Genomic DNA, 19,473 nt, shown 5'->3' with positions numbered 1-19,473 from the left:
GGATTTTTTTGATGAATTTGGGGAAACGGCCCCAGTTACGAGGTCTGGATGGTTTGCGTGCGCTGGCGATTGCCGGGGTCACGGCGTTCCATATGGTGCCGGATATGCTTCCAGGTGGTTATATGGGCGTGGTTTTGTTTTTTGTGCTGACGGGATTCTTGTTGTCTTATACGAGTTTCAATGCCTGGCGGGATGGGCGGTTTGGCATGCTTTCCTATTATGGCAAGCGTGTCAGGCGGATCTATCCGGAACTGCTGATCATGCTGCTCAGCAGTATCGGCGTGCTTTACTGGCTGGTGCCCAATGCGGTAGCAGCGGTGCGGCCGGAAGTGCTTTCCATCTTGTTGGGGTATAATAACTGGTGGCAGATCGGGCAGAGCATGGATTATTTTACGCGTCTGCTGAATGCTTCGCCCTTTGCCCATTTGTGGTTCCTGGGGGTGGAATTGCAGTATTATCTGCTGTGGCCAGTGCTTTTTGCTGTGGTCGTTGCCTTCTGGGAAATCTTGGGGCGGCGCTGGGCCATTGGCCTGTTGTTCTTATTGGCGGCAGGGACTTCTGGCCTGATGCCGTGGCTTTATCAGCAGGGCGGCGATATCACCCGGCTCTACTATGGCACGGATACCCGGATCTGTGCGCTCCTCTGGGGCGCGGGCCTGGGGCTGGCCGTGGCGGCAAACGGTCCGTTATCTTCGTTCGGAGGACGCGTTCCGGCCGGGAGCTCGTGGGGGAAATATCTGTTGTCGGCAGTTGCCCTGGTGGCAACCGTGGTGGTGTATTGCCGGCTGGATGGCGGCAATCCGCTGGTTTATCAGGGCGGCATGCTGGCGATGACTTTTGTCTTCATGCTGCTTATGAAGCTGGCGACGGATGACCGCTTGCTGGTGGGGGCCTGGCTGGATAATGGTGTCTGCAAGTGGTTGGGCCAGCACAGCTATGGGATTTTTCTCTGGCAGTATCCTGTGATTTACCTCAGCGAACAGTTCGGTTATACAAGCGAAGTTTGGCATTATGGCCTCCAATTGCTGGCTATTTTCTTGTTGACTTTGTGGGGAGAACGCCTGGCAGCTTTCCTGCGGCGCCCGCATTTCTTTGCCTGTGGGTCTGGTGTCCAAGCGGCCAGGGTAATGGTGCTGGCCTGCCTGTCGTTAGCGGGCATGTTCTTTATGGGAAGTGGCTGTTATGGGATTGCCATGTCTGCTGATGCGCGTGCCAATATCCAGCAGGAGCTGGCGCAGCGGCTGGCTCATGAAGCGGAGCAGCTGGATCAGGTACAGGATAAACCTGTGGAGGAACCACCTGCGGCAGCAGATCCGGCAGCAGAATCTGTGGTGAAAAAGGCGGTCAACCTGAATGGCATTGCCTGCATCGGTGACTCGGTGATGCTGGGCGCAGGCAGTGAATTGCGGGCAGCTTTGCCTGATTGTCAGATCGATGCAGAGGTATCCCGCTATGTAAGTGGCGGCGCTGATGTGGCTCAGGCCTGGGTCGCCCAGGGGAAAATCGGGGATATTGTGGTCATTGCTCTGGGAACCAATGGCCCGATTGCCGGCGGTGAGCGTTATGAAGTCCAGACGAAGCGGCTGTTGGATGCTTTGGGGCCGCAGCGGCATATATTCTGGGTCAATACCTATGCACCGCATCTGAAATGGCAGAATACCAATAATGCCTATCTGGCAGAGCTGGTGAAAGCGCATCCCAATGTGACCATTGTGGACTGGTGCAGTGCTGCCAGCCAGCATCCTGAGTGGCTGGTGGAGGACGGCGTCCATCCCAATAACGAGGGTGCCAGGGCTTTTGCACAATTAGTGAAGGCTACGATTGTGCAGACATTGGAAAAATAATTGGTTTGACCGGTCAGTTTTGACCGGTCTTTTGTCTGTTTGCCTTTTCTTGCTGGGGAAAGTGTAGTATATTATAGTCAGTAAGCAGATGGGGAGGTTTTTTTTTGGCAAATGAACGGGCGATAAAGGCCATGCGTGAGTTCTTGGAAGCCGTAGGTGTGGATATAGAGGCACGGGGCATGGAAAAAACCCCTGAGCGGGTGGCACAGATGTATGAATTCCTGTTCAATGGAATCAACAAGGATACGGCAGGACTTTGGGGGGAGACCTTCGATGCCGGTTCTGATGGCATCGTGGCTGTGCGTCATGTGCCTTTTTATTCGATGTGTGAGCATCATCTGGTACCTTTCTTTGGCGAGGTCAGTATTGCCTATCTGCCAGAAAACGGACGGGTGGCAGGGTTCAGCAAGTTCTCGAAGCTTGTGGAACAGCTCTCCCATCAGCCCCAGTTGCAGGAACGTCTCACGGCGCAGATCGCAGCAGCAGTGAAGCGGGATCTAGGTGCCCGTGCTGTGCTGGTGGTCGTAGAGGCGCAGCAGCTCTGCATGACTATGCGGGGGGATCTGGCACATGGTACCCGCACGGTGACTTCGGAGTGTAATGGCGTGTTTAAGGATGATACCGCTCTTTATCAACAGGCATGGATGATTTTGGGGGGAGAAAAAGCATGACTGCAGCAAGAACTTATGATTTTGCCGATGGAAAGAGATTGACACTGGGCGGGCGCACGTTGGTAATGGGAATCCTGAATATCACCCCGGATTCCTTTTCCGATGGTGGCAAATTCAACACCCGGGATACCGCATTGCGTCATCTGGAAGAAATGGTAGCGGATGGTGCGGATATCATTGATGTGGGGGCAGAATCCAGCCGTCCGGGGTTCACGCCGATGCCTGCCAGTGAGGAAATGGAACGACTGATGCCGTTGCTGGAAGAAATCCTCAAGAATTCGCCGGTGCCCGTGTCCGTGGATACCTTCAAGGCAGAAACGGCACGGGCGGCAGCAAAAGCCGGTGCCCATATCCTCAATGATATCTGGGGGCTGCAGTATGAAAAAGAGCCGGGAATGATGGCGCAGGTGGCTGCTGAATGTGGTCTGCCTGTGATCGTGATGCATAATCAGAACGGCACAGAGTACAGCGGGGATGTTATCGCTGCGATGCAGGACTTTTTCCAGGAATCCCTGCGGATTGGCCGGAAGGCAGGGATGAAGGAGGAACAATTCATCTTTGATCCGGGTATTGGCTTTGGCAAGACCGCTGAGCAGAATGTGGAGGTCCTGCGGCGGCAGGAAGAATTGCTGACGGTTGCGGGCAGGGAATATCCTTTGCTGCTGGCCAATAGCCGCAAGAGCTTTATCGGGAAGACTTTGGGCCTGCCGGTGGATGAACGTATGGAAGCTACGGGCGCTTCCTGTGTGATCGGCATCATGAAGGGTGCCAGCATCGTGCGGGTGCATGATGTGAAGCCCATTGTGCGGATGTGCCGGATGGCGGATGTGATTTTGAGGAGTGAGCAGAATGGATAAGATAAAACTGACGGGCCTGAATTTTTATGGCTATCATGGCGTGCTGCCAGAGGAACAGCAGATGGGGCAGGAGTTTTCTGTGGACGTGAGCATGTATCTGGATCTGCAGGAGGCAGGAAAAACGGATAAATTGGAAGCCACGGCCAATTATGCAGAAGTCTATACCGTGGTGAAAAAAGTCGTGGAAGGACAGCCGCGGAAGCTGATCGAGTCCGTCGGGGAGGAGATCGCCCAGCTCATCCTGCGGGATTTTGCGCAAGTACAGAAGGTGCGGGTGACGGTACACAAGCCCCATGCTCCGTTGCCGGGGGTATTTACGGATGCCAGCATCAGTGTAGTGCGCAGCCGGTCCTAAGCCATGCGTATTTATCTGAGCTTAGGCGCCAATCTGGGCAATCGGGGCGAGACTTTGCGGGAGGCCTTGCGGCGTTTGGGCGCTCTGCCCCGTACCAGGTTGTTGAGACATGCTCCTTTTTATGAGACAGCTCCCTGGGGAAAACTGGATCAGCCTGCATTTATAAACACAGCGGCAGCAGTGGAAACATCCCTGCTACCGCTGGATTTTTTACATCGAGCGCAGCAGATTGAATTTGACCTGGGACGGGTGCGTCACGAGCATTGGGGGGCGCGCACCATTGACATCGATTTGCTTTGGGCCGAAGGTTTTACCTCGGCTGAGGAAGAATTGCGGCTGCCGCATCCCTATCTTACAGAACGGGCTTTCGTGCTCACACCGTTGAACGATATTGCCCCGGATCTGGTGGTGCAGGGGCGCAGGGTGGCGGACTGGTGCCAGGATGAGGCCATAGCCGGGCAGGAGATCTTTCCGGCTGCGGAGGTCAGTGAGCCATATCCGTTGTCTCTGATTGCCTGCGTGGATGAGAAGCTGGGCATTGGGAAACAGGGAAACCTGTTGTTGCACCATGCTGAGGATATGGCGCATTTCCGGCAGGAGACCCTTGGCCAGGTGGTCATTATGGGGCGCAAGACCCTGGAATCTTTGCCGGGAGGCAGGCCTCTGGCGGACCGGGTGAATATCGTGCTCTCGCGGACGCTGCAGCGGGATGATGTTTTGCTATGCCGCAGTCTGACGGAACTTTGGTGTGTGCTGGGCAAGATTTGCCGGGATTATCCGCACAAGCGTTTTATCGGCATCGGCGGCGGTGAGGTGTATTCGCTGCTGTTGCCTTATGCCAGGGAGCTTTTGCTGACCGAAGTGGCAGGCGACTGGGCGGCGGATACGTTTTTCCCGCAGTTTGATGGTTTTTCCGAGTCTGCCCGCGAGTCCCGGCAGGGACTTTCGTTTGTCCGGTATGTGCGGGCTGAGGCTGATGAGGTGAGGTAAACAATGGAGATCTTTCATAATGATTGGGCGGGGCTCTTGAATGATGAATTGAAGAAGCCTTATTATCAGGATTTGCGGCAATTTTTGATCGGTGAGTATCGCACGCGGCAGATCTTTCCGGATATGTATGCCATTTTCAATGCGCTGCATTATACGAGCTATGCGGATACCAAGGTGGTTATCCTGGGGCAGGATCCCTATCATGGGGATGGGCAGGCACACGGGCTTTCGTTCTCGGTACTGCCGGGCGTGGAGCCGCCGCCGTCGCTGTTGAATATCTTCAAGGAATTGGAGACCGATCTGGGGTGTACGGTCCCGAACAATGGCTGCCTGAAGCCTTGGGCGGAGCAGGGTGTCCTGCTGCTCAACACGGTGCTGACGGTGCGGGCGCATCAGGCTGCTTCGCATCAGGGCAAGGGATGGGAAACGTTCACGGACCGGATCATCGAACTGCTGAATCAGCGGGAGAAGCCGATGGCCTTCATTCTCTGGGGCGCACCTGCCCGGCGCAAGAAGGCGATGATCACGAATCCACAGCATTTCATCGTGGAATCGCCGCATCCCAGTCCGCTGTCTGCTTATCGGGGCTTTTTTGGCAGTCGTCCGTTTTCCCGGGTGAATGACTTTCTCAAACGTACCGGACAGGCGCCGATCGATTGGCAATTGCCGAATATATGATGTGTGGGATTAGTTCCATTCTTTTCTTGCATTTTAGGTAAAAATCTCCTAATATATAATTAGATTACGCGACGATTTGGGGAAGTTGAGCATAAATATGGAACAAAAGATAACAATCAAAGATGTAGCCGAGCTGGCTGGTGTCTCGAAAAGCACGGTATCCCGCTATCTGAATAATGGCTATATCAGTGTGGAAAAGCAGGCGCGTGTGCGTCAGGCCATTGAGCAGACCGGATTTCAGTCCAATTTCTTTGCCAAGCGGTTAAAGACCAGAGAGAGCAAATTGATCGGCATCGTGCTGCCGCGCATGGATTCCGTGACGGTGGGGAAACTGTTGGCGGGCATTACCCGGATACTGGAGCCGGAGGGGTATCAGAGCATCCTGCTGGTAAGCCAGCTTTCCGCCGAGAAGGAATTGGAGAACATGCAGAAGCTGCGTCAGCAGGGCGTGGATGCAATCCTGGTGGATTCTGTGGGCATTACGGCTGAACATGTGCAGCGGGCGCAGGAATGGTCCCTGCCCATTGTCTATCTGGGCCAGCAGAATCCGGCGGTGCATTGCCTGAAGATGGATGACGCGGCGGCAGGTCATCGCATGGGCGTCTATTTGCGGCAGATGGGGCATAAGCATGCCGTGTTTGCCGGTGTAACCGAACATGATGAAGCGGTGGGCATTGAGCGCAAACAGGGCTTCCTGGCAGGCTTCTGTGAGGACCGGACGGATGCCCGCGTCGATTTCGTGGAAACGGGCTTTGATTTTCTCTCGGCTTATAATCAGGCCGAGGAAATACGCAAATTAGCCCCCAGTGTTGTCGTGGGGGCTACGGATAATATCAGTCTGGGAATCCTGCGTTACTTCCATGAACGGGGGATTGATGTCCCCCGGGAGATCTCTGTCGTGGGGTTTGGCGGTTATGAAGTGGGTGCGGTTGTCTATCCGGCGCTCACTACCGTGTCCTTTGACTATGAGCTCATGGGCATGAAGGCCGCCAGCTATCTGCTTTATCTGCTGCAGGATAAGCGTGAGACACCCAATCTGGACATGCCGTTGACCTTTGTGGAACGGGAAAGTGTCCGCAACCTGCAGGAAGATTATGTGCAGGGACAGGCTGTATCCATGTCGGTGATGGCCTGAATATGTGCCAGGAGTTTTGCCTTGCGCTTGCTGATAGCCGCAGGGCTCAGCTCCAGCCGGCGGGCGATTTCTTTTAATGAGAGTCCCCGGACGTAGATCAGTGATAGCAGTCGTTTTTCCGCGGTGCTCAGATGATGGAAGATGGCGGCAAGTTCCGTGCGGGCGGCGGCATAGCGCTCGGGCGTTGGGGCTGGGCTGGCGATGGCATCATACCATTCCGTGTTGTCCTCCGTGCCTGTTTCAGGATGGGCCGTGTGCCCGCGATCGTTTAAGCTTCGGCGGAAGGCTTTGTAGATGGCACCGTGGAGGCGGCTTTGCAGGAACGCGGCGAAGTGTGTGCCCCGGCGGGAATCGAATTCTTTGAGTGCTTCCATAAATGCCAGGTTGAGGATGCCCGGTGAATCTTCGCTCAGCTGGCTGCCAGCAGGGGTATGCTGGTAGCGATGGCTCATTTTCCGGAGCAGTCCTTCATAGGCGGCAAGCAGCTTGCAACAAGCCTGCTTGTCGCCTTTTTGTGCGCGGCAGATCAGTTCGTTTTCTTCCTGTTCCTGATACATGGTAAAACCTCCTTCTCCTATAGATCTTTGCTGATGTTCAGTATAGAAAAGCAATCCTTCAGCAGCAAGGCAGGTTTTGACGCTCAAATGGGCTGATATTTGGCTTATATCGTGTAATTTGCTATACTATGAAGGGGAAATGGAGGTTTTTTCATGCGATTAGAAGAAATCATTAATGCGCATTTGCAGGATTTGAATGACACCGATATGGTCATCTATAAATACATCCTTCAGCATCGGATGGAAGCAAGGCATATTTCTATTCATGAGCTGGCGAGGAATTGTGCCGTGTCATCTACCACCATTGTGCGTTTTGCCCAGAAGCTGGGCTTTGACGGATTTGGCGATTTGAAAGCTGTGCTCAAGATGGAGGAAGGGGCGAAGTCCTACTATAAAGAGGATGTCCTGCAGGATCTGCAGGATTTCTACACGCAGACGGCCAGCAAGGTCTTTAAGCGGAATTTTGACAGTGCCAGCCGCTTGATCCATGAGGCTGACCGGGTGTTCATCTTTGCTTCGGGATATGTGCAGAGCAATGTGGCACAGGAGCTCAAGCGCCTGTTTTTCTACGATAACGTACTGATCTATGAAATCAGTGGGCGGGAGGAGTTTGCCTCTATTGCCCAGAGCCTGACGGCTGATGATCTTTTTATCTTCGTTTCCCTGTCGGGGGAAACGCCTCTGGTCGTAGACTTTGCCCGGCGCCTGCAGCTATTGGATGTACCCTTCATCTCCATTACGAAGCTGCATGATAACACGCTGGCCAGCTTGTCGACGGTGAACCTGTATGTATCGCCGGCGCGTTTCCAGCTCTATGACAGCGAAGATGAGCATACGGCCTTTCAGTCCATGATGCCTTATTTTATGTTGATTGAGGTCTGGTTCGTGAAGTACCGCATGTATCTGCAGCGCAGGGAAAAATAGCCAGGGCCTTTAGTGGGCAAGGCATGGAACAAAGTACGCCAAATGTAACAAAATACAGCTGCAGGCCATAGTGCCGAAAGCCCGCGAAACTATTGTGTTCGCGGGCTTTTTGGGTTATCCTTTATTCAGCGAAGCAATAATAAACCATAATGAATTAGGGGGCATTACAATGACAATCAGTAAAGACCGTCTGATGCAGGGGATGCAACGGTTTGGCGGCGCGATGTATACGCCGGTCATCCTGTTCGCGTTCTTTGGTTTGACGGTGGCATTATCCATCATCTGTAAGAATGAAGGCATTCTCGGCAGCCTGGCTGCGCAGGGAACCTTATGGTACGATTTCTGGTTCGTAGTCGAACAGGGGGCCTGGACGGTCTTCGCCCAGATGCCGATTCTTTTTGCCATCGCCGTGCCAATCGGCTTTGCGAAAAAGGAACAAGCCCGTTGCGCGATGGAAGGTTTCGTCATCTACATGCTGTTCAACTACTTCATCGCCGGGTTCCTCACCCTTCATGGTGCATACTTCGGAGTGGATTACAGTCAGGATGCCGGAGCCGGCACGGGACTGGCCATGATTGCCAATATCAAGACCTTGGATATGGGTATGCTCGGGGCCATCTTTATCGCCTGCATGACCGCATATCTCCACAATCGCTTCTATGATACGAATATTCCCGACTGGCTCGGTATCTTCAAAGGCCCTGCTTTTGTCGTCGCGGTAGGCTTCCTCGTAATGATTCCGCTGGCCTTCCTCTTCTGCCTGGTATGGCCGGCTGTGCAGCATGCTATCATGCAGTTCCAGGATTTTTTGAAGACCAGTGGATTGGTTGGTGTCTGGGCTTACACGTTCTCAGAAAGAATCCTTTTGCCTGCAGGGCTGCATCATTTCATCTATCTGCCGTTCATCTTCGGCCCGGCTGTCTGCGATGGCGGCATTCAGGCTTATTGGCTGCAGCATCTCAATGATTTTGCCACGAGCGCACACAGCCTCAAGGAGATGTTCCCGGAAGGCGGTTTTGCCCTCCATGGCAGCTCCAAGGTCTTTGGCCTGCCCGGTGCAGCACTGGCTATCTATATGTGCGCTAAGCCGGAAAAACGCAAGAAGACCGCAGCGCTCCTTATCCCGGCAACCCTTACCGCTGTGATCTGCGGCATTACGGAACCCTTGGAATTCACCTTCCTGTTTGTCGCACCGCTTCTTTATCTGGTGCATGCTGTTCTCTCTGCCTGCCTGTCCACGGCACTTTATGCGATCGGCCTGGCCGGCAACTTCGGCGGCGGCCTCATTGACTGCTTTGTCCAGAACTGGGTCCCGCTGTTCCAGTATCATGCGGGTACTTATATCATGCAGATCGTCATCGGTCTGTGCTTCACGGGTATTTACTTTGTAGTTTTCCGTACGTTGATTCTGAAATTTGATTATGCAACTCCTGGCCGTACGGCTGATGATGTGGAAGATAAACTCTTCTCCAAGGCTGAATATCAGGCCAAGAAAGAAATGGAAGAGATGGGCCTGGCCGATAATGCACTGGCCATCAAGGCCAAAGTATTCCTCGATTGCCTGGGCGGCCCGGACAATATCAAGGAAGTCACCAACTGTGCTACCCGCCTGCGTGTGACGGTAGCCGATGCGGATAAGGTGGCTGCAGTAGGCAAGTTCACCAAGGCCGGTGCTTTCGGGCTCGTGAAGAATGGCAAGGCCATCCAGGTTATCGTCGGTCTTTCTGTACCGCAGGTGCGCAGCTATTTCGATGCCCTGCTCAAAGGTGAGAAGATTGAAGGGGCAGCCGTGCAGCAGGCAGCGCCGCAGGAAACTGCTCTGGACAGCAGCCTGGGCATGAAGCTCAGCGCCTGCGTTTCCGGCAAGCTCATTGATATGAGCGAAGTGAAAGATGATATGTTCTCCCAGAAGATGATGGGGGATGGCGTTGCTATCGAACCCACCGATGATACAGTCGTCGCTCCGGCTGATGCAGAAGTCACCATGATCATGGAAGAGAGCCTACATGCCATTGGCCTGCGTTTTGCCAACGGTGCCGAAATCCTGATCCATATCGGCATTGATACGGTGAAACTGGGCGGCAAGGGCTTCAAGGCTCTCGTAAAAGCGGGCGATAAGGTAAAGGCTGGTTCGCCGCTGATCCAGTTCGATCAGCAGGTCATCAAGGATGCCGGTTATCAGACTACCGTCATCATGGCTGTGACCAACAGTGCTGACTATCCGCAGATGCAGAAACATGAGGATGCTGATGTGAAAGCCAGTGCAACCCCGGTACTCGTATTCTAATGGAGATATAACATGAACGATTTGAAATGGTGGCAGAAAACCAATGTCTATCAGGTCTACCCTAAGAGCTTCCTCGATACTACAGGCAGCGGCATGGGGGATCTCAATGGTGTCACCGAAAAACTGGACTACTTGAACACGCTGGGAGTCGGAGCTGTCTGGCTGACGCCGGTCTACCCTTCTCCCATGGTGGATAATGGTTATGATATCGCTGATTTCACGGGCATTGACCCGTCCTATGGCACGATGGCGGATATGGAACGGCTGATCGCCGAAGGCAAGCGCCGGGGCATCCGCATGGTCATGGATCTGGTCTATAACCATTCTTCCGACAAACATCCCTGGTTTATCGACTCGAAAAGCTCTCGGGACAGTGAACACAGTGACTGGTATATCTGGCGGGATGCCAAGCCTGATGGTTCGGCACCCACCAACTGGCGCTCCATCTTCGGCGGCAGTGCCTGGACCTGGTGCGAAGCCCGTCAGCAGTATTATCTGCACACCTTTGCTGAGGCTCAGCCGGATCTGAACTGGGAAAATCCTCAGGTCCGGCAGGCGCTCTATGATGCGGCTAATTTCTGGCTGGACAAGGGTGTGGGCGGCTTCCGCATCGATGCCATTGTCTACATCAAGAAACCTGCAGAATTCGTGGATGGCGAGCCGGACAGTGATGACGGCATGGTCAATATCCATTCCATGATCGCCAATACCCCGGGCATCCTGGATTTCCTGCATGAGTTCAAGGAAAAGGTCTTCCAAGGCCACGATATCTTTACCGTGGCCGAGGCCAATGGCATTGAGCCGGAAGATCTGGACAAGTGGGTCGGCGAAAAGGGCGTTTTCGATATGCTCTTTGAGTTTTCCCATATGAATCTGGAATTTCCCCATGGTGAGCTTTGGAGTCAGGCAACGGGCTATTCCCCCGCAATCATTCCCCGCCTGAAACAGGTGCTCAGCGCCAGTCAGTTTGCTACGGCGCAAAATGGCTGGTATCCTATTTTCTTTGAAAATCACGATCAGATGCGCTGTGTCAATCATTACTTCCCCTTTACAGCAGATCGGATTTTGGCAGCCAAGGCAGTGGCCGTCATGCTTATGACCCTTCGTGGAACCCCCTTTATCTACGAAGGGCAGGAATTAGGCCTGGCTAATGTGGCCTGGGGGTCGATTGAGAACTACAACGATATATCCTCCCATGGCCAGTATGACCTGGCTCTGGCTGAAGGCAAGACCCCTGCCGAGGCCTTGGACATTGTTCACCGCTACAGCCGTGACAATGCCCGCACCCCTATGCAGTGGACCCGGGGGAAGAATGCCGGTTTTACCACCGGTACCCCCTGGCTGCCCGTGCATGAAGATTTCCGTCAGCAATGTGTGGAAACGGAAGCGCTGGATGAAGATTCCGTCCTGAGTTTTTATCGCCGTATGGCCAGACTCCGCCTTTATGGTGAAGCGGCTGGTGTCCTGCAGCAGGGCGATTATACGGAGCTGCTGCCAGAGCATCCTTCTATTATGGCGTTTAAGCGCCGGTTTGGCTGCCGCAGTGTATATACGTTGATCAATTTCACGGACAGGGCAGAATTCTATGACTTGCCGGAATTGACTGGGGCGAAATTGCTGGCAGAAACCATTCCCGATAGTGCTCACGGTTCTTTACGCCCTTGGGAATCCGTTATCTATATCAAAGAAACAGGTGAAGCGATATGAAGATTGGAGCAAGCGACTATGATGGGACCCTTTTCCGTCAGCGAACAATAGCCGCTGAAGATGTGGCCGGTGTCAAGGCTTGGCGGGCGGCTGGCCATAAATTCGGCGTCGTCAGCGGGCGGGATTATGGGATGCTGATGCCACAGCTGAAATATTACGGCATTGAATCCGATTATGCGGTCTGCAACAATGGCGGCATAATCTGCCGGGCTGATGGGACTGCTTTATGGCAGGGCGAGATCCCGCACAACGTGCTGGCGGCAATGGTAAAAGAACCCGCTGTACGACGTTCCTTTCATTTTGCGTTTTCGGCCTTGGACAAGACCTATCTTTATCATGAACGGGAGGGATCCTGGATCATGCGGGAGGCGCAGGAATGGAACTTCACCATTGTCAAGATAAAAGAAGAAGACATCATGAACCTGCCGCAGATCCATCAGTTTTGCCTGGGCTTTCCGCAGGCCAGCGAAGCGGATGAGGTCAGCGCGATCATCAACGAGAAATATGGTGATGTGGTCGAGGCCTATCCCAATGGCTGCAGCGTGGATATCGTACCCCGCGGCGTAAGCAAGAAACAGGGCATTGAGATGTTGGTGCAGCTGATGCATTGGCAGGAGCCGGAGGTTTATGCCATTGGCGATGAGACCAATGACCTGCCCATGCTGGAAGCGTTCCAGGGCTTTACCGTAGATACAGCCCGGAAGGCAATCCAGGAAAAAGCCAGAGCGGTATATCCCTCTGTGGGCGGGATGCTGCTGGCGAATCTTTAAACGTAAATAGCTCTTCTTTTTGGGGAAGAGTTTAAGTAAACATATCAATAAATGAATATATGTTGTTATTAGAGAAAGGGAGCTTTGGTTATGAGAATGAACAAGAAAGTTGTCGCAATCTTAGCAGGTTTGACCGTGGGGGCCATGGGCCAGGTTTATGCCGCCAGTGCTGACAGCTTCAGTGATGTGCCAAAAGATCATTGGAGTTATGAGGCATTGGATTATCTGGCCAAAGAAGGTGTTATTGAAGGAATGGGAGATAATACCTTCCAGGGAGGCCGCACCATGACTCGCTATGAGGTGGCTTCTATTGTAGCCAAGGCCATGCAGAAAAAGGACACGAACTTTGGGGATAAAGCCGTGCTCGATAAACTGGCTGCAGAGTATGCTGGTGAGATGGATACGCTGAAACGCCGGGTGGATGCGCATGATAAAGACATCAAGGAATTGAAGGAAAAGGCAGACCGCTTCCAGCTGCATGGCCTGGCCCGTGTGCAGATGGGCAGTGACAACGGCCTGAAAAATGATGCCAGAGCCTGGGGGCAGGAAAAGAACGGGGATTACAACAATCGCTTCTATATGGATCTCGAAGGCTCCCTGAAAGTAAATCCCCATGCTACTGCCCGGTTCAGCATTGAAAAGAATGCCCGTTATCGCGACCGTGAATATGTCATGAAGGATTCGGTGGCAAACGATCCCAATGGCGTAGCTCATAAGATCAGCGCGCCGGTAACCGGTGAGCTGCGGGATATGCCGGATATGGATACGAACCACAGCGGCCTGGTCAGCAATATCTGGGTGGAATTGCAGCTAGGGCCGAAACATGACTGGTACACGAATATCGGCCGCAAGTGGAACGGCATCGGCATGCAGAACCTGCTTCTGGGGGGGCAGGTCGATGGTATCGCCACCTATCATCCCATTGAAAAAGGCCATGGCTGGTGGGTGAGCGCCCAGTATTGGAAATCTTCTTCGGACTGCTCCAGCTTTACGCCGGTATGGAACAGCACCCCGGATCCCAACGATCCATCCAAGAACATCTATACCTATGACCATACGGATGTGCAGGTACGGCGCGCACCGGTCAATGCAACCCTGGATTTCTGGGGCCCTATTGGCAAATATGTCAATGCTAATGTTGGCTATACGCATATTGTGGGGCATAAATATCAGGAAAATGGCTCTGGTTACTGGTATGATACGAAGGGCTTTGTCAATGCCGATCTCAGCGTGAAACCAATCAAGGACGTAACGCTGACCGGTTCCTATGTCCATGCCTTTACCAAGCAGGATGAAACCTATGGCCATGGTGACCGCGATTGGGCCTTCAAGGCAGAATACAGAGGCACGGACCTCAACCGTGTGGGCAGTTATGGACTCTATGCGAAGTATGTGAACCTCGGTGCTTTTGCAGACCTGGGCCATGATGATGAATGGTCTACCCGTGAGCCGACCTTTACCAATGGCGTGCGTGGCTGGTACTTTGGCTTCAAGTGTGTGCCGGCACATAATGTGGAATGGGAAACCCTCTGGGCACCGCATCTTTCTGAGCAGATCACCTGGAACAATCCTGTGAAACGTCATATCCTCCGCACCTGGTTGGACTTCCATTTCTAAGCGGAAAGGAGCTAAGGAATATGAATCGCAAAGAATCCTTGAAGGCTGCTATTGGCATGTCTTTGGCATTGGGGCTTTGGGCAGCTCCTATGCCGTTCCCTGCAGCGGGGATGCCCGCTGGCCTGGCTGCTGCTACGGCAGAAGCTGCGCAGGCGGTGGGGCCAACGGATGTGGTGCTGGTGGGGACGGTACAGTCCAAGCTCGGTGCCGGCAATGATTGGGCTCCGGCTGATGGTGCGACCATCATGCAGCCTGTCGACAATGGCAAGTATCAGCTCAAAGGCAAACTGCCCAAGGGCAATTATGAATTCAAGGTTGCCATCGGTGGCAGCTGGAATGAGAATTATGGTGCGGGCGGTGCCCGCGATGGCGGCAATATCAGCCTGAAACTTTCGGCGGAGAAAGAAGTCACCTTTACTTATGACAGCCTGAGTCATGAGACTACGGTCAGCTACGAGGGCATGGAAGCGGATCAGGCCGCTGCCAAAAAAGCGGAAGCGGCTCAGGGGCGCGTGGTCGTGCTGGCGGGGACTGTGCAGTCCAAGGCCGGAGCCCAGAAGGACTGGGACCCGGGCGATATGGCTACCCGCATGAAGCCGCTGGGACATGATTTCTACAGCTTGTCCGTGGATCTGCCGGCCGGCACTTACTATTATAAGATTGCTGTGGGCGGCAGCTGGGCAGAAAACTATGGTCTGGGCGGCAACTTTGACGGTGCCAATGTGCAGCTGACCCTGCCCAAGGCGCAGAAGGTTACGTTCTATTACAATGACAAGACGCATGCCATCGCTGACAGCACGAGTTATAAGATGCTGGATAATGGCAGCCTGCCGAAAATCAGTGGCAGCTTCGGTGCGCTCAAAGATGATACCATGCAGGATCTGCAGCTGGCGGAGTTCTATCAGCAGACGGTGGATCTGAAAGCGGGCAATTATCAGGTCAAAGTCGCGCAGAAGGGCAAGAAGCCATTGTCGCAGACGGTGAATATCAAAAAAGATGGCGCGGTGACGTTCTATTATGACAGCAAAGAAAACCGCCTGATCGCGGATGATGGGCGCATTTCGGAAAAGCTGGTGGAACATGATACCTGGAGCAAGGCTTACCGCGTCCCTTTTGAAGCCATCAAGGCGGGTTCTCCGGTAACGTTGCGGCTGGCTGTGGGCAAAGATGAAGCCGCAAATGTCAAAGCCGTGCTTTACAAGGCAAAAATCACGGCTAATGGCGGCGATGAGTACAATCCCGACTATGCTGCCGGCACGAAGACGGAATATCCGCTGGCTTTGAAGGAAAGCCATGGCGGGCGGGATTATTGGGAAGTCACGATACGTCCGCAGGAAAATGGGATCTATGGCTATAAATTCGTGTTGGATGATACCAAGGAATACGGCGATGATGATAAGCCGGGCCATACGGGCGCGCTTAAACTGCGCGGGGCAAAACCCTTCCAGCTGACAGTCTACAGTGCGGACTTCCATACGCCGGATTGGGCCAAGGAGGCTGTGACCTATCAGATTTTCCCGGATCGCTTCTTTAATGGTGATCCCAGCAATGATAACGCCCGTACCACGGCACGAGGCAGCCAGCCCGTGCAGCATCGCGCCTGGACGGATCTGCCTGCCAATGCCAGCAAGTCTCCCAAAGCTGATGGCGACAACTGGGAATGCAATGACTTCTTTGGCGGGGATATCGCCGGCATTGCGCAGAAGCTGGACTACCTGCAGGATTTGGGCATTACGGCAATCTATGTCAATCCGCTGTCGGCAGCGTGCTCCAATCACCGCTATGATGCCGTGGATTATGGCAATATTGACCCGATATTAGGAAAATTGCCAGAACTGAAGACTTTGGCTGCCGAAATGCAGAAGCGGGGCATGCACCTGATCATGGACGGTGTGTTCAATCATGTGGGGGATGACTCGATCTACTTTGACCGTTATGGCAAGTACAAGACAGTCGGAGCCTATGAATACTGGTCGCGCATTTACGACCTGATGAATGATAAACATATGAAGCTGGAGGCAGCTAAGGCTGAAGCGAAGAAACAGCTGGAGGCCGAAGGTCAGGTATTCTCACCGTGGCATTGGGAAAACTGGTTTGAGATCCGCAATGAAAAGACCAAGGACAGCATGGGCGAGAAATATGCTTACCATGACTGGCAGGGCTTTGACAGCCTGACGCCGTTCCGGGATGCGGATTATCCCGGCAGTGAAGCAGGCACGCAGGTGTCCGATTTGGGCGATTATCTCCTGCGGGGCCGTGACGGGCAGAAGGGTGTCATCATGAAATGGTTTGATGATGGACTGTCCGGCTGGCGTCTGGATGTGGCCAAGGAGGTTCCACCGGGATTCTGGGCGAATGTGCGCAAAGATGTGAAATCCATCCGCACGCAATCGGGTGAAGAACCGCTGCTGTTGGGAGAAATCTGGCAGGATGGCACGCAGTTCCTGACGGGTGACCAATTTGACTCGGTGATGAACTACAAGCTTTCCTTTGCAGTGGGCGATCTGTTCCTGAATCAGGGCAAGGCCGAGGCCTGTGATGATGAACTGACGGTGCTGCGGCAGAATTATCCGAAGGAAGCGCTCTATGACCTGATGAATATCGTGGATTCCCATGATACCGTCCGAGCTATCTATAAATTCGGTGGTGGCAAGGAAAATGTGGCGCAGGCTTCCCGCCAGGACTTTGATTACCGTTTGGGCAAGGCCCGTCTGAAACTGGCGGCCATGTTCCTGATGGGGTATCCCGGCATGCCCACCATTTACTATGGGGATGAAGCCGGTGTCTATGGCAGTGCTGATCCGGATTGCCGCCGTACTTATCCTTGGGGCCGTGAGGACAAGGAGCTGGTGGATTTCTATCGCAAGGTCATCAGCGTAAGGACAGGGAATAAACAGCTTTTTGCGCATGGTGATGTGCAGACACTGCTGGCGCGCGGTGATGTCTATGCTTTTGCCCGGACGGATGCGCAGGGCGAAGCTGCAATCGTGGCTTTGAACCGCGGCGGTGCTGCTGATGTGGAACTGCCCGTGCAGTTTGCTGCAGATGGTACGGTGTTTACCGACCAATTGACAGGGACGACGGTCAGTGTACAGAATGGAAAAGTGAAATTGCATCTGAATGAAAATCAGGGCATGATGTTAATGAAGTGATGCTCTAAGCCTTCTCCTTCGGGGGAGGGCTTTTTGCGTAGTTTTTTCTTCGCCCTTGCAGGAAAATTCAGTTTTCGGGGCGTATATCTACGATGAGAAGTGTCATTCGCCCAGAGAAGGGAGTGTCTGTTATGGCGAAGCTGAAATATATCATTTTAGCCCTGTTGGTCATTGGGGTGGCTGGAGTGGCTGGTTATTATGCAGCGATACAGTATGACCAGACGCGAGCTGTCGTGCAGGCGGAACAGGATAAGAAAGAAGCCGCCAGGAAAGCGGTCCAGGCTGAAAAAGAGGCCAAGGAAGCAGCACAACGGGAAAAGGCTCGCCGTAAACAAGCCCTTATCGACAAGCGTACCGGGCGGGCGGAAGAACCGGACCAGGTTATTCGCGGCCTGACTGCGGATATGTTGGTAGCCAAGGAAATGGATGGTTCCACCTATTACCGTTATGAAGACCCCACCGAGGATGGCATCTTTATACAGCCGTATCTGGTTCGGGATGCAGGCGGCAATGCGGTGATCCATATTATCCTGCGTCATCGCGGGCAGAGACCGATGGGATTTCATGGCGTAGGCTTGCAGACCGGGGAAGACAGCATTTACTTCGTGCGGACCACAGGCAATGTCGTCACAGCTAAGACGAACAGCGGCATTATGGAATGGTGTGACCAGATCGCGGATACGGAGACGCTCAAGGCCATGCGGGAGGTTGGTGATCAACTGGCAGGCAAGATCCTGATGTTGGGCGTGGATGGCGGCTCCAATGACGACCGTATGTTATCTGCGGTGGAAGCGAACCGCATCAAGAATATCCTGGAGCTGTGTGATATCTTGAATGGCAAGAAAGAAACCTGATAGAGAGGAAGGATGATTATGGAACCGGCTTTGTTTTCACCTATGATGGCGGATATGATACTGATATTGGTCGGCGCAGTCAGTATAGTGGCGCTTATTGGGACAGCTTACAACTATTCCATTATCATCAGCAGACGCGATAAGATCCTGAAGATCGAACAGCTGGAGCGCGATTTGAAGCTCTTGCAACAGGAAATCCGAGAACTCAAAAACGGCGCAGTCAAAATACGGCGCGGAGAAGCAGCGCCTGCGGCTGAGGCGGGGGCATCAGCTGCAGCTGATACACAAAAACGTACCCCGCCAGAGAAGAAAATGCAGCCAGAGGTTTGGCGTAAATTTGTGGATGACTACAATAACCTGGCGAATAGCATGAATGTGCCAAGGGCGGCAGAGGCCTGCGATAACTTTGTGAAAAGCCATAAACTGACTTTGCTCGTCTGCGTGGTGTCAGGTCCGGCAAGCGCGAATGGCGGCAGCCTGTCGTATGAGACCGTAGAGCAAGTGGCAGGCAGCAATTATTGGGCGTGGAACGTGGCAGGGCAGCCGGAGGATTTTGTGGTGGTTCCCAATCCATTAGTTCCCTATGATGAGAAGCTGCATCAGGCAGGGGGCATGAAAGAGACGTTTGCTTCTAATTACGAAACAGGCAGCTTCAAGCAGATCCAGGTGAAATTACCCGCCTGTTTCACTCGTAAGGCTGGTTCCTGGAAGATCGTGCAGCCTGGCGTAATCCGGCTGAAATAAAGCATCCCCGCATTGCGGGGACTTTTTTTATATTTTTTCAAAAAAGGTGTTGACATATGCTCAAGACTCGTGTAATATAATACAAGTCGCTGACAGATACGGAAATGAAACAGCCCAGCAAGCCTTGATTGGCAGGCCGCTGAAAAGCTTCCAAAAAGCTTCGAAAAAACTTCAAAAAGTTCTTGACAAGCTGATCTGATGGTGGTAAGATAAATGAGTCGCTTGAAGCGACAGGCACTTCGAAAGAAATGCTTTGCAAGATTGTTCTTTGAAAACTAAACAATGCAAAATAATCATGCAACATGATTAAGCCAGATGTTTGAAGAAACTT

At 53.2% G+C, this 19,473-nt stretch carries 17 protein-coding genes; 15 read left to right on the top strand and 2 right to left on the bottom strand.

Features of this window, described 5'->3' with window-relative positions; all coding sequences use genetic code 11:
- Positions 1-11: 11 nt before the first annotated feature.
- The 7 genes from BUB68_RS02075 to BUB68_RS02045 all read left to right on the top strand — a co-directional run bounded on the left by BUB68_RS02075 (position 12) and on the right by BUB68_RS02045 (position 6,530).
- Complete coding sequence (locus BUB68_RS02075) at positions 12-1,844, top strand: acyltransferase family protein (RefSeq protein WP_073088154.1); 1,833 nt, start codon at positions 12-14, stop codon at positions 1,842-1,844.
- Between the two features lie 104 nt (positions 1,845-1,948).
- Positions 1,949-2,515: a GTP cyclohydrolase I gene (gene folE / locus BUB68_RS02070; RefSeq protein ID WP_073088153.1), complete on the top strand. Its 567-nt coding sequence runs from the start codon at positions 1,949-1,951 to the stop codon at positions 2,513-2,515.
- Positions 2,512-3,372 carry a dihydropteroate synthase gene (gene folP, locus BUB68_RS02065; RefSeq protein ID WP_073088152.1) on the top strand — a complete coding sequence of 287 codons (861 nt, stop codon included), beginning with the start codon at positions 2,512-2,514 and terminating at the stop codon, positions 3,370-3,372. The genes folE and folP overlap by 4 nt, the downstream gene beginning before the upstream one ends.
- Positions 3,365-3,727 (top strand): dihydroneopterin aldolase, encoded by a 363-nt coding sequence (gene folB, locus BUB68_RS02060; protein WP_073088151.1) that lies wholly within the window; start codon positions 3,365-3,367, stop codon positions 3,725-3,727. Before folP ends, folB begins: the two co-directional genes overlap by 8 nt.
- A 3-nt stretch (positions 3,728-3,730) precedes the next feature.
- Positions 3,731-4,717, top strand: a complete 987-nt coding sequence (folK, locus tag BUB68_RS02055; protein WP_073088150.1) for a 2-amino-4-hydroxy-6-hydroxymethyldihydropteridine diphosphokinase — start codon at positions 3,731-3,733, stop codon at positions 4,715-4,717.
- A 3-nt stretch (positions 4,718-4,720) separates the two neighbouring features.
- On the top strand, positions 4,721-5,395 hold the full coding sequence (locus BUB68_RS02050; protein ID WP_073088149.1) for a uracil-DNA glycosylase: 675 nt from the start codon (positions 4,721-4,723) through the stop codon (positions 5,393-5,395).
- Between the two features lie 97 nt (positions 5,396-5,492).
- Complete coding sequence (locus tag BUB68_RS02045) at positions 5,493-6,530, top strand: LacI family DNA-binding transcriptional regulator (RefSeq protein WP_073088148.1); 1,038 nt, start codon at positions 5,493-5,495, stop codon at positions 6,528-6,530.
- Here BUB68_RS02045 and BUB68_RS02040 read toward each other — a convergent pair.
- Positions 6,488-7,141, bottom strand: coding sequence for an RNA polymerase sigma factor (locus BUB68_RS02040; protein ID WP_143188051.1), 654 nt, complete (start codon positions 7,139-7,141; stop codon positions 6,488-6,490). The genes BUB68_RS02045 and BUB68_RS02040 overlap by 43 nt on opposite strands.
- 99 nt (positions 7,142-7,240) lie before the next feature.
- Between BUB68_RS02040 and BUB68_RS02035 the strand changes: the two genes are divergently transcribed.
- The 8 genes from BUB68_RS02035 to BUB68_RS02000 all read left to right on the top strand — a co-directional run bounded on the left by BUB68_RS02035 (position 7,241) and on the right by BUB68_RS02000 (position 19,142).
- Positions 7,241-8,011: a MurR/RpiR family transcriptional regulator gene (locus BUB68_RS02035; RefSeq protein ID WP_073088146.1), complete on the top strand. Its 771-nt coding sequence runs from the start codon at positions 7,241-7,243 to the stop codon at positions 8,009-8,011.
- A 169-nt stretch (positions 8,012-8,180) separates the two neighbouring features.
- Positions 8,181-10,298: an alpha-glucoside-specific PTS transporter subunit IIBC gene (locus BUB68_RS02030; protein WP_073088145.1), complete on the top strand. Its 2,118-nt coding sequence runs from the start codon at positions 8,181-8,183 to the stop codon at positions 10,296-10,298.
- Between the two features lie 12 nt (positions 10,299-10,310).
- A complete protein-coding gene (locus BUB68_RS02025) occupies positions 10,311-12,005 on the top strand; it encodes a glycoside hydrolase family 13 protein (RefSeq protein ID WP_073088144.1) in 1,695 nt (564 codons plus the stop codon).
- Complete coding sequence (locus BUB68_RS02020; protein ID WP_073088143.1) at positions 12,002-12,775, top strand: HAD-IIB family hydrolase; 774 nt, start codon at positions 12,002-12,004, stop codon at positions 12,773-12,775. The genes BUB68_RS02025 and BUB68_RS02020 overlap by 4 nt, the downstream gene beginning before the upstream one ends.
- A 90-nt stretch (positions 12,776-12,865) precedes the next feature.
- Positions 12,866-14,392, top strand: a complete 1,527-nt coding sequence (locus tag BUB68_RS02015; protein ID WP_073088142.1) for an S-layer homology domain-containing protein — start codon at positions 12,866-12,868, stop codon at positions 14,390-14,392.
- Between the two features lie 20 nt (positions 14,393-14,412).
- On the top strand, positions 14,413-17,544 hold the full coding sequence (locus tag BUB68_RS02010; RefSeq protein WP_073088141.1) for a pullulanase X25 domain-containing protein: 3,132 nt from the start codon (positions 14,413-14,415) through the stop codon (positions 17,542-17,544).
- A gap of 131 nt (positions 17,545-17,675) precedes the next feature.
- Positions 17,676-18,398 carry a hypothetical protein gene (locus BUB68_RS02005; RefSeq protein WP_073088140.1) on the top strand — a complete coding sequence of 241 codons (723 nt, stop codon included), beginning with the start codon at positions 17,676-17,678 and terminating at the stop codon, positions 18,396-18,398.
- Between the two features lie 18 nt (positions 18,399-18,416).
- Positions 18,417-19,142 (top strand): hypothetical protein, encoded by a 726-nt coding sequence (locus BUB68_RS02000; RefSeq protein ID WP_073088139.1) that lies wholly within the window; start codon positions 18,417-18,419, stop codon positions 19,140-19,142.
- A gap of 37 nt (positions 19,143-19,179) precedes the next feature.
- Here the strand turns inward: BUB68_RS02000 and BUB68_RS15395 are convergent.
- Positions 19,180-19,473: hypothetical protein (locus BUB68_RS15395; RefSeq protein ID WP_218587669.1), on the bottom strand; the 294-nt coding region annotated here is incomplete at its 5' end.

This window comes from Pseudoselenomonas ruminantium, from assembly GCF_900142515.1.
GTDB lineage: Bacteria > Bacillota > Negativicutes > Selenomonadales > Selenomonadaceae > Selenomonas_A > Selenomonas_A ruminantium_D.
Note: the sequence above shows the minus strand (reverse complement) of the source record. Positions and strands in the feature narration are given on the sequence as shown.